General features: G+C 41.5%; 12 protein-coding genes. 4 read left to right on the top strand and 8 right to left on the bottom strand.

The features are described from left to right. From AK824_RS02595 to AK824_RS02585, 3 genes are all read right to left on the bottom strand, one after another. On the bottom strand, nt 1-594 hold the full coding sequence (locus AK824_RS02595) for a c-type cytochrome (RefSeq protein WP_057758561.1): 594 nt from the start codon (nt 592-594) through the stop codon (nt 1-3). Nucleotides 595-684: 90 nt separating this feature from the next. After that, nucleotides 685-963 carry a hypothetical protein gene (locus AK824_RS02590; protein ID WP_057758559.1) on the bottom strand — a complete coding sequence of 93 codons (279 nt, stop codon included), beginning with the start codon at nt 961-963 and terminating at the stop codon, nt 685-687. A 176-nt stretch (nt 964-1,139) separates the two neighbouring features. After that, the gene (locus AK824_RS02585; RefSeq protein ID WP_057758557.1) at nt 1,140-1,424 is read right to left on the bottom strand and encodes a hypothetical protein; all 285 of its coding nucleotides are present in this window, start codon (nt 1,422-1,424) and stop codon (nt 1,140-1,142) included. 243 nt (nt 1,425-1,667) lie between these two features. Here AK824_RS02585 and AK824_RS02580 point away from each other — a divergent pair, with 243 nt between their 5' ends. After that, nucleotides 1,668-2,387, top strand: a complete 720-nt coding sequence (locus AK824_RS02580) for a heavy metal response regulator transcription factor (RefSeq protein WP_057758555.1) — start codon at nt 1,668-1,670, stop codon at nt 2,385-2,387. 1 nt (nt 2,388) lies between these two features. Then, nucleotides 2,389-3,858, top strand: coding sequence for an ATP-binding protein (locus AK824_RS02575; RefSeq protein WP_057758553.1), 1,470 nt, complete (start codon nt 2,389-2,391; stop codon nt 3,856-3,858). Between the two features lie 625 nt (nt 3,859-4,483). On the opposite strand, the gene AK824_RS02570 is transcribed toward AK824_RS02575, so the two are convergent. Beyond that, complete coding sequence (locus AK824_RS02570) at nt 4,484-4,846, bottom strand: hypothetical protein (protein WP_057758551.1); 363 nt, start codon at nt 4,844-4,846, stop codon at nt 4,484-4,486. A gap of 35 nt (nt 4,847-4,881) precedes the next feature. Between AK824_RS02570 and AK824_RS02565 the strand changes: the two genes are divergently transcribed. After that, the gene (locus AK824_RS02565; RefSeq protein ID WP_057758549.1) at nt 4,882-5,682 is read left to right on the top strand and encodes an NAD-dependent deacylase; all 801 of its coding nucleotides are present in this window, start codon (nt 4,882-4,884) and stop codon (nt 5,680-5,682) included. A gap of 102 nt (nt 5,683-5,784) precedes the next feature. Here AK824_RS02565 and AK824_RS02560 read toward each other — a convergent pair whose 3' ends face one another. The 4 genes from AK824_RS02560 to AK824_RS02545 all read right to left on the bottom strand — a co-directional run bounded on the left by AK824_RS02560 (nt 5,785) and on the right by AK824_RS02545 (nt 9,522). Beyond that, nucleotides 5,785-6,783: an adenosine deaminase gene (locus AK824_RS02560; RefSeq protein WP_057758547.1), complete on the bottom strand. Its 999-nt coding sequence runs from the start codon at nt 6,781-6,783 to the stop codon at nt 5,785-5,787. A gap of 202 nt (nt 6,784-6,985) precedes the next feature. After that, on the bottom strand, nt 6,986-7,510 hold the full coding sequence (locus AK824_RS02555; RefSeq protein ID WP_057758545.1) for a TPM domain-containing protein: 525 nt from the start codon (nt 7,508-7,510) through the stop codon (nt 6,986-6,988). A 71-nt stretch (nt 7,511-7,581) separates the two neighbouring features. Beyond that, nucleotides 7,582-8,766: a TPM domain-containing protein gene (locus AK824_RS02550; RefSeq protein ID WP_057758543.1), complete on the bottom strand. Its 1,185-nt coding sequence runs from the start codon at nt 8,764-8,766 to the stop codon at nt 7,582-7,584. Between the two features lie 123 nt (nt 8,767-8,889). Continuing rightward, nucleotides 8,890-9,522: a LemA family protein gene (locus tag AK824_RS02545; protein WP_057758539.1), complete on the bottom strand. Its 633-nt coding sequence runs from the start codon at nt 9,520-9,522 to the stop codon at nt 8,890-8,892. A 956-nt stretch (nt 9,523-10,478) separates the two neighbouring features. On the opposite strand from AK824_RS02545, the gene AK824_RS02540 reads away from it, so the two are divergent. Beyond that, a complete protein-coding gene (locus tag AK824_RS02540) occupies nt 10,479-12,026 on the top strand; it encodes an alanine/glycine:cation symporter family protein (RefSeq protein ID WP_057758537.1) in 1,548 nt (515 codons plus the stop codon). Nucleotides 12,027-12,396: the final 370 nt, after the last annotated feature.

The following is a 12,396-nucleotide window of genomic DNA, read 5'->3' as shown; positions in this document are numbered from 1 at the left end:
TCAATGTTGCATTCCGGATCCATCACCTGACATATCCATCTCACCATCAAATGACATGCCCAACATATCATCGTCTATCCTAGTCGTTAGCATGGTGTACTGGTTTTCATTTAATTCAGGTAACGATCTGATAAAAGCGACCATTGCCCACATTCTATCATCATCGTGCGAAGCGCCCCATGCTGGCATACCTGATGCCATAATACCGTGTTTAATGGCCCAAAAGGCTTGCTGAGCACCGGCATCGGTCTTATAGCGTTCAACCAATTCAGTATTGGTAAAATTGGGCGGCTTTGGATATAAACTTGCACTAAAATCAGTACTTTCTACCCCAGGAGATAAGTGACAGCCTGCACACATATCTTTATAGTCTGCCCCGCCCGAGCTGATCATTTCTGTCTTTTCTAGGTTTGGAACAGCAATGTCCTTACTAGCATTTGCTATTGAACGCGTACGTGCCGTTTCTAAAAAATTGTAAACCAGCGGACTATGGGCTTGATCAGCACCGATATTTATCACGCCACTAGTCACCACAATAAAAATACCTGTAATAGCGACAAAGACAGTAAGCAGTATCCCTAGTAAAAACTTCATAGTTTTGTCCTAAAAATCCATTTTTGTTAATACCCAATTACTGCTCGACAAAACCATCTAACAATAATATTGAATTTCTACGATCAATGTCTAAGAATCACTTTTACTAGTAACACAGTGCTTTTGGTACATCGCTTTCATTTTGCTCATGTTGGTCATCATGGCTTTCATAGCAGGATCCTTCATATCCATTTTACTATGATCCATTTTGCCCATCATTTGCATGTGCTTTTCCATTTTTTCACAGTTCATCTGATCTTTTTCAGCATGCATTTTTGGGTCATGTGCCAAAGCTGACGTTGAAACGACTAATGCAATAGCTGTTGCTACGATTGATTTAGACAGTGGTATTGATTTGAATAGTGACATGGTAAATCCTTATTTTATTTGGTATGAAGTCGAAAAACTTTAAAATATTAAGTTACTTTAAAGCATACTTTATTGATTCTGACAGAGAGATGACAGCAAGATTACAATTCTGTCATCTTGCTATTTATGGTTTTTAATATTGTCATCAATCCTTTAGTATGACATCAGAGCTGATATTACTTATCGCTACCATATTGGTTAATGAAGTATTTTTCAGACTGTAGATGTTGATCTTTGTGTTCGACCTCACAAGCCACTCTAGCATCGATATAGCTTTTCATTTGGGCGCTAGAAATCTGAGCATCGTTATGATCCAAGTTTTTTGCAAAGTCAGTAACAGCGTCACAGTTATCGATGATGGACGTACTTAGATCCGTAGTATGCGCGTTAGCAGTGGTAATACCGATAAGTACAGATACCGACAGCAGTACTACTTTTTTGAATGAGCCGTGAATTTTCATATAAAGCCTCTTTTGTAAGTTGTTAGGTGTTTGAGTTATTAGGTCATTAAATTAATGACCTGTAAAAATAATTCATAGCTGCTAGATATTAGGAACGAGCCACTATGTTTCATTCATATAGATTAGCAAAAGAAGACTGACAATCTGATTACGAGCACATGACATTTTTGTCAGTTACAAAACGTTTTTGTCATCTATATTGATTAGGATGTCAAATAATCATAATCGTATTGAGGGGTTACTATGAAAATACTACTGGTAGAAGATGAGTTGAAACTAGGCGAGTATATAAAAAAAGGCTTAACGGAAACTGGTTTTATTGTTGATCATCACCTAACAGGCCTAGATGGCTATCATGCATTGATGACAGAAGAGTTTAGCGTGATCCTAATGGATGTGATGCTGCCTGATGTTAGTGGATTTGAGCTGGTGCGCAATTACCGAGCAGCGGGTAAGCAAACACCTGTGCTCTTTCTAACGGCAAAAGATGACTTAAGCGATAAAATAAAAGGGATTGAGATTGGAGGCGATGATTATTTGACTAAGCCTTTTGCGTTTGCAGAATTGATCGTCAGAATAAAGAGTCTGTTACGACGCGCCAATCAAGCCGATTATCAAAGTACGATCCTGCAAATAGCAGATCTCAAGATGGATGTTGCCAAGCGCACGGTACATAGAGGCAGCAAGCCTATTAAGCTCACGGCAAAAGAGTTTTCCTTACTACAGTTTTTATTAGAGCGCCGAGGTGAAGTGCTACCACGTACCGTGATCGCCTCCCAAGTATGGGATGTGAATTTTGATAACGATACCAATGTGATTGATGTGGCGATAAGGCGTCTGCGTATAAAAATAGACGATGGTCATGAGGCAAAGCTCATTCATACTGTGCGTGGAATGGGCTATCGCTTAGAGGCGATGGCTACTGAGGTCCAAAGTGATGCGGACGGAGACGATTCTAAATAGCATGAACCATACACTCAGAAACCGGCGCTGGTCACTGCTATGGCGAACGATTTCCTTATTGACAGTCTTCGTTATTATCTCTCAGGTCATCATCTATGCGTGGGTGCAGCGCTCTGTGAGTGGACACTTTGAGCAAATGGACTCAGAGATTATCACCCATGCGGCTTTTAATCTGCGTAAACGCATGGTTAGTGTTAACGAGCCCATAGAACCATTCACAGTGTCAAAGTCCCAATCACTCATTGATGACAATCACTTGCATTCCTCTTGGCTGGATTATGATTTAAAAACCTTAGTAGCAGATAAAAAAGGCAAGTTATTATCCAGTGACCCCAGTAGTTTCATTCATAATTTGCCAGCCGATTTTAGCTTGTTATCACTATGGCAGGAACATCACGATCAGCAGTTTATGATCAAGATAAACAATAGGCATTACCGAGCCATTATTATTCCAAATCAAGAGATTTTGGCGTTTATTGCCCTACCTACCAATGTGCATCATCAATATCTTATCCAGTTTAATCGCCAGCTGAGCTTGATACTCACAGCCATCACCTTGCTGTTGGTTTCAGTAGCGGCATTAAGTGTGTATTGGGGGTTTGCGCCTCTGGCCACTATCGTCCAAAAAATGAAAGGCATAAACCTGCAAAGGTTAGACGAAAGAGTGTCGGTTGGCGATATGCCGTTAGAGCTGCGACCACTAGCAGAGTCTTATAATTCGATGATGGTCAAGCTTGAAAGTAACTTTGAATCATTATCACGGTTTTCAGACAATATCGCTCATGAGCTACGTACGCCAATAGCGACGCTGAGTACACAAACGCAGGTCATGTTAACTAAGCCAAGAGAAGGCGACGAATACATTGAGCAGCTACATCATCAGCATGATACGTTAGAGCAGCTGTCGGCCATGATAAACAATATGCTGCTACTGGCAAAAACCCAAAAAGGATTAAGTGACTCGCAAATCAGTCACGTGGATACGGATAGTTTAATCACCAAGCTTGTTGATTACTATGAAATGATTGCAGAAGATCGAGGGATAACTTTTGAGAAATCAGGTGATTTTGAAATGGTGTTGGGTGATGAAGGCTTATTGCAACGGCTGTTTGCCAACCTGATATCAAATGCCATTTATTATGCAGCTAGTGATAGTACTATCATGATATCCGCTACCATCCTCACCTCAACCACCTCACTTAATGTGACTAAAGACGAGGTTCGACCCTCAAAGCAGCAACGGTTAAGGATAACGATAACCAATCGTTTAGACAAACCATTAGATCAGAAAGAGGCTGATAAATTATTCGAGCGATTCTATCGTCATGATAAGACTAGTCATAAGTACGCAGGTACAGGATTGGGATTGTCTATCGTGCAGGCCATCGCTAATGCCCATAAAGGTAAAGTCAGTATTACTATCAAAGATGAGTGTTTTTTTGAGGTTACTGTAGGATTATTGATGGCTTAACAAGGTAAATCAAAAGAAGATAAACTCAAAACGTTGTTGTCAAAAACTCAATATCAGAGTATTTGCAAGTGTAGTCCAGAACCGTTTCTTCAATGCATTCGAAAAATCGTTAAGATCTAAACTACGGCTGAAATACCTGACTATTTTTTCGAAATTATAGCAGCCCATTTCTACAGTAATTTATTCCAATATTACTTTGATGAGTTAATAATTCGCTTAATCAGTAATTTCTGAAAAAGTTAAGTATAAAATACGTACATTAATACTATAAAAAATGATTGAATTCTATACTTAACTAGTGACCAAAATTGATATCAATGTTGCTATAAAATACTTTAAAATACGCTAAACGTCATGGCATAAAATTCTTCCTATCCCTTTATTTATAACGTATAGTAGGTTTATATACATCAAAGTCATTTAACGAAATATGGTGGTTCTAGCCTCCGAAGCCGAGGGTCGTGGGTTCGATTCCCGCCGAGCGCACCAATCATATTGTTTATAACCTCGCTCTACCCTTCCCTTAGTACTATCTTAAACTTCCTATACTTATTAAACTTACACTTCAAAATGTTTGCGGTTTTTCTGTGCTTGTATACTTCTGAGGCTCTCACCTATATAGAATTTACTCTGCGTCCTGCAAGTTAGCTGTTAGCTGAGCACGGCTAGGTATACGGTGATAATTAATCACGGGCACATCACCCAAACGGCGCTGACCCTCAGCAATCTTTTTATCAATCGTAATCATCGCAATTTTTTTATCTTGTTTACTGACGAGCAAATGATTTGCCTTACGTGTGACTCGATAATCAGCAAAATGCTGTTTTAATATCGCTGATGTTTTTTGCAGCGCATCATTCGGTGTTGCATTTTTTGATTTTGCGCCGCTATGCTTTTCGCCTACTTTTGCGCCGCGCGATTTTGCCACGAACCATAAAACTGCGATGACAGCGAACAATATGACAAGCCACCAAATTCCGTCTATCATAAGTAAAAACATCCATTATTAGCAAGGGTTGGCTCATGTTAGCAGAATTATCACCAGCGTTAATAGCAGAAGTAAAACTTGCAGCACAACTACTGGCGTCGAAACAGCGTATTTGCATTCTGACTGGGGCTGGCATTTCAGCAGAAAGCGGTATCCCAACGTTTCGAGATAAGCAAACAGGGCTGTGGGAGAACTACGGAGTCGAAGACTTGGTAACCCCTGAAGCGTTTACTCGTGATCCCAAGCTGGTGTGGTCATGGTATCAGTGGCGTCGGCAAATGGTCGCAGATAAAGCGCCAAATCCTGCCCATCATGCGTTGGCTCAGTGGCAGTATCATGCGCAAACCTCCGATCAGCAGGTGACACTCATCACCCAAAATGTCGATGATTTGCACGAGCATGCTGGTAGCGCGGTGACTCACCTGCATGGTCATCTGTGGCGTAACCGCTGTAGTCAGTGTGAGATACCTTATCAAGATCAATCGAGAGCATCGTACGATAATCGAGGCACCATGAGCTTTGATGAATCACTGCTTAGCTGTCCACATTGCGACGGTTACATCAGACCAGATATTGTTTGGTTTGGCGAAGCTCTACCTGTACAGGCATGGCAAACTGCCGAAGATGCTGCAGCTAATTGCGAAGTGTTTATCAGTATCGGTACCTCAAGCTTGGTCTATCCTGCTGCTGGATTATCACAGCTAGCCAAACAAAATGGCGCACAAGTTATTGAGATAAACCCTGACCCCACACCAAATACTATCGTCGATATCACATTAGTAGAAAAGGCTGGAATCGTTTTGCCACTGCTTATAGCAGAGATTACTACTTTATAAACGCTACTACTTATAAACATTGCTGCATGACAGACAATAAAAATGGCTTAACGATTTATATAAACCGTTAAGCCTTCGCTACTAAAAATAAGCTCGTTAAAGTTATTTCAATGCAAGATCAACTCTCGCCAAGTAAGCTTCTTTTAACTCGTCACTGATAAATGCCGATTTAAACGAGTTTTTTACCAAAGTAATAACATCGTCTTCCGTAATCGGTAGATTTTCATATAGATTGATAAAGTTTTGATTCACGTAGCCTTTGAAATACGCTGGATCATCTGAGTTAACGCTGATATTTAGACCGTAATCTAAAAGCTCTTTGATATTGTGCTCTTTATAAGTCTCAAAGACTTTTAGCTCGATATTTGAATTCGGGCAAACGGTCAATGGCATTTGCTCATCTTTGAGTCTTTGCATCAACTCTGGGCTTTTTATAGACTGCACACCATGATCGATTCTATTAATATTCAGTAAGTCTAGCGCTTCGTAGATGTACGAAAAGTCAGCTTCCTCGCCTGCATGAGCGACCAACTTAAAGCCTTCTTCTTTGGCTTTTTGGAAGACTTCTTTGAATTTCGATGGTGGGTTACCCAACTCTGATGAATCAAGACCAATACCGATGATGTCGTCTTTATACTTTAGTGCTTGCTCTAATGTCTCAAACGCTTCTGCTTGCGATAAATGACGCAAGAAACACATGATGATGCATGATGTAATACCATATTTTGCTTTAGCATCTGCAAGTGCTTCTTTGATACCTGTGATGACCGCTTCAAAAGGCACGCCGCGTTCGGTATGCGTCTGCGGATCAAAGAATATCTCTGTGTGAATGACATTGTCTTCGACACATTTAAGAATATATTCCCATGTCAAATCATAGAAATCATCTTTGGTCAGTAAAACATTTGCGCCGGCATAGTAAATATCTAAAAAACTTTGAAGATTGTTAAAGTTATAGGCGGCGCGCACGTCTTCTACGCTGTCATAAGGTATCTCTACATTGTTCTTTTTGGCCAATCTAAACATCAGCTCAGGCTCTAGCGAACCTTCGATATGTAGATGAAGTTCAGCTTTCGGTAGTTTCTTTATTAATTCAATCATAGTATTCCAATAATGGCGTTATCGAGACAAGCTATAGTAAATGTTGCACAGTAGGATAATCAAACTGTATATATAAGGCGTTATCTGTCCCAAAAGAGTTATTTTAACACTAAAAGCATATCGCCTAAAACAAAACCCTTTGACCGTATAGATAAGCTACTTATAAAGGCAACCTTCTTAATAAGACCATACAAGGCGCAAACTACTTTAAAAACACCACTGTATCAGACAGCTCATTGCCTTCTGGATCATGCTCTAGATGATAGTATTGACGTAATACCTGCCCCACTTCATCTAGCAGTTCAGCCAAGCTCTCTTCTGTCTTTTGGGTAGCGATACCAGATACTGCCTTTTCACACATTGCACTCCATACCGTTGGACTAACGTGAGCGCTGATACCTCGGTCTGCGACAATCTCTAGTTTACGCTCGCATATATTGACATAGATCAAGACGCCCGTGTTTTCTTCAGTATCCCAGACGCGATATTCGCTAAACAAATCAATCGCACGCTCACGGCAGTTCATGCGATAAGCTTCTTGGATAGGCAGATGGTTTTCTACAATCAAAAACACCTCACCACGATGCCCACGTTCGGCTCGTGTCACAGCATCTGTTAGACGCGCCTTGGATTCTGTTGTTAGCCACTTACTATGTAATAAAGGGACGAACAAAACTTGGCGCCACCAGCGGGCAAAACTGGGGTTTGAAGCGTTGTCTTCTACCATTATATTATTTCCTCAAGTACGTCGTTTTCGATGGTTATGTAGAGTTTATTTTGTTTGAGTGTGTGGAATACTTACCACGAGCCACCTGCCCCGCCGCCGCCGAAACCACCGCCGCCACCGCCAAAGCTGCCTCCTCCGAAACCACCACCGCCAAAGCTGCCTCCACTGCCGCCGCCCATACCGGGTAAGAAGATCATGCCGCCTCTGCGCCCACCTTTACCGCCGCCGCCTTTTCCACCACCACCGCCGCGTGAGATCAAAAACATCCAGATGAATATCGCCATAATCAGCGTCATAAAGAAACCGCCGCCTAATGCCATTGAACCTGCAAAAAACCCGCCAGCGGTAATGATAGAACCAAATACTCGGCCCAATATATTCGTAATAAAGCTACCAAAAATCATCGCCATAATAAATAAGAAAATAGGTGACGGCAACTCGTCTGAGCTTTGCTGCGCAGTACGTTCTGCGGCTTGCGCATCAGCACGGGCTAAAACTTCAGGATCAGCAGTTAGGCGTGTTTTAAGCGCTTCAACGCCAGCTATTATCCCTGCACCATAGTTATTTTGCTTAAATAACGGCGTGATATCTTCTCGAATAACACGGTTAACCGCCGCATCAGGTAAGACACCTTCTAATCCATAACCCGTTAAGATATACATATCACGGTCATTGACAGCGACGACAATCAGCAGACCATCATCGATAGCTTCATCACCCAATTCCCACTTCTCAGCAACTTGCAATGCATAATCAAATATTGGTACGCCATTGGTAGTCGGTACGATAACCACTGCTGCTTGTGCTAATCCCTGCTGATAAATACTTTGAAGCTGAGCCTCTAGACGTAGCTTCTCTTGAGGATTTAGGATACTGGCCTGATCAACGACTGGTTCATTGAGTATCAACTTATCAGCGTCAACACCCTCGGCACTGGAGCGTACAGGTGGCTGAGCGGTTGTTTGGGCATTGGCTGTACCATTTGCTGTGCTTTGGTTATCTGCGTTTTGATTGATAGCGTCGTTGCCGAGCACCGCTTCATTGATAGCATCGTTATTTAACACAGCATCATTGATTGCTTCGTTAGACTCGCCTGCTTTAGCAACGGCTACCAACTCTTCGACACTACGGTTTTGCAGATTCGAGGTGCTATCTGTCGCCACCGCTGTATCATTGGGTGCAGCGTGCAATGCAGGCACGCTGACGACACCTAACGTAAACAGTAATGCTGATAAGATTGCTTTTGAATTATTCATCTAATCTATACCACCTCAGATAACATCTTTACCAATTGATAGACTCTAACTAATCATTGTCAAACCATTAGCTAAATGAACAGAGCTGCCTATGCTGCTCTGTCGTCAAGTTAATTCTAAATTTTATTCAGCAGACTTTTCTGTAGAGTCGCCAAAATCAACACTTGGTGCGGTTGAAATCGCTTCTTCATTGGCCACACTAAAGTTGGGCTTAGTATCCATCCCAAATACTTTTGCAGTGATGTTGGTTGGGAACTGACGTACCGTTGTATTGTATCCCTGCACTTCTTGGATATAACGGTTACGAGCCACAGCAATACGGTTCTCAGTACCTTCTAACTGTGCTTGCAGGTCTTGAAACAGTGCATCTGATTTTAGATCTGGATAACGCTCAGATACTGCCATCAAACGTGACAAGGCACCTGTCATCTGCTCTTGCGCTGCTGCATAACGCTCCATCGCTTCTGGATCATTAAGCACTTCTGGCGTTACCGTGATACCACCTGCACGTGAGCGAGCTTCTGCCACTTGGGTGAAGACTTCCTGCTCTTGCTCGGCGTATTGCTGTACGACTTTGACTAAGTTTGGCACCAAATCAGAACGGCGCTGATACTGGTTGACCACTTCTGACCATGAAGCAGTGACCTGCTCATCTTGTGCTTGCAGGTTGTTGTAGCCACAGCCGCTTAGACCAACCGTAGAAGTTGTCAATAAAGCGGCTAGCAACATCGGCTTCATAATAGATTTACGCGTCATTGTTGATTCTCCTAATAATGATAAATAACAAATATCCAGTACTACGTTTTTAATATTTTTAAGTTTTCTTGGTATTCATACGGCAGTCATACGCTCTATATATTGTATATCTGCGCATCACTCTATCAGCATGATATCAAAAGAAGTTGTCCTAATGATGGCGTTATATACGGCTTTTTACAATTGACCGTTACCAAAACACAACCGCATAGCGTCAACGATAACGCGTTTTTATCATGATAGATGTAGAGCAAAAATCTAGCAGTCTAGCGCTATCAGAATAAATGTTATGAAAGTACAAACAATTATTTATATATTATCTAAATCTTGCTAATGTATCTGCTAAATAGAATACGAATATATCTACCGTCTATAAAGAAATTTCTAGTAATTAGTACAAAAATATGGCAAATTGCAGTTACGTAGCCGTACGGTTTGAATACATTTGGTAGTGGACTTATAGTTTGATTAGTATTAGCGAGTTGTTAATTTCTTAATAAAAACATCAATTAACTGTCAAATTATCGCTAAATACTGTCAATTCGCCATACCAGTCATGGATTCATTCAAGACAGCTCATAGTAAGTTGAATACCATCATGGTGATGGATATTTAATTATATAACCGCCTGTTTTATCCGCCGGTTAACTTATGACTCATCTGATGTATAACATGATGATAGAAGACCGCAGTAGTTGAGGTTGTAGAATAATAGTAAACGCAGCTGATATTTATATTGTCAGTGATAAGCGCTATGCAAATAGTCCGTATTACTGACGAGATACGCGGGTAAATACAGACAACTACAGTCCATTCTTGGTGGCCAAGCACATGAGACTTAGACAACAAATAAGTCGATGCAGAGACTTTAACTGCTTAACTTAAATAAGTAAGTTAACCAGTTAGTTTACTCCTAGCAAACAGTGCCACCTTGAGACAGTACTAGGAACATAAATATGGAAGGTTTAGTTAACTTAGTAAATGGAATTATCTGGAGCCCAGCGCTGATTTATCTCTGCTTGGGTGCCGGTCTGTTCTATTCCATTATGACGCGCTTTGTACAAGTACGTCTATTCGGTGAGATGATCAAACTCCTATTCACTGGTAAATCTAGTGCACAGGGTATCTCATCATTTCAGGCACTTGCCGTCTCACTCGCCGGTCGTGTGGGTATGGGTAACATCGCTGGGGTAGCTGCTGCTATCGGCTTCGGTGGCCCAGGTGCCGTTTTCTGGATGTGGATCGTAGCCTTCCTAGGCGCATCTACAGCCTATGTCGAATCTACTCTTGCTCAGATTTACAAAGAAAAAGATGTGGTAACTGGCGAGTATCGCGGTGGCCCAGCTTATTACTTTGAACGTGCCCTTGGTCAAAAGTGGTACGGCATCCTCTTCGCAATCGCTTCTATTTTATCATGTGGTATGTTCTTACCTGGTGTACAGGCGAACGGTGTTATCAGTGCATTTGCACAGGTAATGGGCGAAGGTACGATCATGAACGTTGCAGGCCTAGAAGTTGGCTCTATGCGTTTGGTCGGCTTGGCTATCATCTTAGTGGTGCTAGGTATCATCATCTTCGGTGGTATTAAGCGTATTGCAACCTTTACTGAGTTTGCAGTACCTTTCATGGCATTAGGTTATATTGCCCTAGCGCTAATCATCATGTTCAGCAACTTCAGCTTGATTCCAGATGTATTTGGTATGATCGTTGGTGATGCATTCACTGCACAAGCAGGTTTTGGTGCTGCTATCGGTTGGGGTGTGAAACGTGGTATCTACTCTAACGAAGCTGGTCAGGGTACAGGTCCTCACGCTGCTGCTGCTGCTGAAGTTGAACATCCATCACAGCAAGGTCTCGTTCAGGCATTCTCAGTATATGTTGATACATTACTAGTATGTTCTGCTACTGCATTCATGATCTTGTCTACTGGTATGTACAACATTCAAGGTACGCTACCAGATGGTCAGTTCATCGTACAAAACGTTGCTGCTACTACTGAAATCAATGCTCCTGCGTTCACGCAAATGGCAATGGAATCTGTATACGGTACGTTTGGTAATGCCTTTATCGCAATCGCTGTATTCTTCTTTGCCTTTACAACAATTCTGGCTTACTACTACATCGCTGAAGTAAACGTCGCTTACTTAACACGCTTTCTTGGTCGTAGTGCGAACAGAACTGGTTTATTCCTAGTGAAAGTGCTTATCATGGCGATGGTTGCTTATGGTGGTCTAAACTCAGCTGGTTATATCTGGGCAATCGGTGATATCGGTGTTGGTCTTATGGCTTGGCTTAACATTGTTGGTATTCTTGTCATCTTTATCGTGGCTCGTCCAACACTTACTATGCTTAAAGACTATGAAGCTCAGCGCAAAGCTGGCGTCACTCGCTATAGTTTTGATCCTGCTAAATTCGGTATCAAAAACGCACCGTATTGGGAAGAGCGTCATCTAGCACAGCAAAAAAGCATGAACGCTGATCCATTACGTAAAGATAAAATGTAAGACAATTTAGTAAGATTGCTATTTAACCTTATTGAATAAATAAAAAGCCCTAGACCATGTTCTCGGGCTTTTTTGTTTGGATATTTTTCTACACTGCTACAGAATAGCTTACCGAGAAAATATCAAAATTCACGTTCATACAATCTAGTTGAATACCTTGAAAATACCTTTTTATCTCTCAAAGTTAACCTATATTCGACACAACATATAACTGGCATTTTGTATTTTGGTTGTCCTCTTTATAGAGCTCGTTTTAGCATTAGACTAATTTATATTAAGTCGTCGTACCAGTATAGGTAAGCCACAGTTCCCCTATTCTTAATTTATAGACATAAAAAAGCCTAGCACGATGACTAGGCTTTCTTTGACT

This window comes from Psychrobacter sp. P11G3 (assembly GCF_001435845.1).
Lineage (GTDB): Bacteria > Pseudomonadota > Gammaproteobacteria > Pseudomonadales > Moraxellaceae > Psychrobacter.
Note: the sequence above shows the minus strand (reverse complement) of the source record. Positions and strands in the feature narration are given on the sequence as shown.

Excerpts from the sequence above, each read along its gene's own strand:
- AK824_RS02595 (WP_057758561.1), bottom strand. The coding sequence starts at position 594 with ATGAAGTTTTTACTAGGGATACTGCTTACTGTCTTTGTCGCTATTACA.
- AK824_RS02590 (WP_057758559.1), bottom strand. The coding sequence starts at position 963 with ATGTCACTATTCAAATCAATACCACTGTCTAAATCAATCGTAGCAACA.
- AK824_RS02585 (WP_057758557.1), bottom strand. The coding sequence starts at position 1,424 with ATGAAAATTCACGGCTCATTCAAAAAAGTAGTACTGCTGTCGGTATCT.
- AK824_RS02580 (WP_057758555.1), top strand. The coding sequence starts at position 1,668 with ATGAAAATACTACTGGTAGAAGATGAGTTGAAACTAGGCGAGTATATA.
- AK824_RS02575 (WP_057758553.1), top strand. The coding sequence starts at position 2,389 with ATGAACCATACACTCAGAAACCGGCGCTGGTCACTGCTATGGCGAACG.
- AK824_RS02570 (WP_057758551.1), bottom strand. The coding sequence starts at position 4,846 with ATGATAGACGGAATTTGGTGGCTTGTCATATTGTTCGCTGTCATCGCA.
- AK824_RS02565 (WP_057758549.1), top strand. The coding sequence starts at position 4,882 with ATGTTAGCAGAATTATCACCAGCGTTAATAGCAGAAGTAAAACTTGCA.
- AK824_RS02560 (WP_057758547.1), bottom strand. The coding sequence starts at position 6,783 with ATGATTGAATTAATAAAGAAACTACCGAAAGCTGAACTTCATCTACAT.
- AK824_RS02555 (WP_057758545.1), bottom strand. The coding sequence starts at position 7,510 with ATGGTAGAAGACAACGCTTCAAACCCCAGTTTTGCCCGCTGGTGGCGC.
- AK824_RS02550 (WP_057758543.1), bottom strand. The coding sequence starts at position 8,766 with ATGAATAATTCAAAAGCAATCTTATCAGCATTACTGTTTACGTTAGGT.
- AK824_RS02545 (WP_057758539.1), bottom strand. The coding sequence starts at position 9,522 with ATGACGCGTAAATCTATTATGAAGCCGATGTTGCTAGCCGCTTTATTG.
- AK824_RS02540 (WP_057758537.1), top strand. The coding sequence starts at position 10,479 with ATGGAAGGTTTAGTTAACTTAGTAAATGGAATTATCTGGAGCCCAGCG.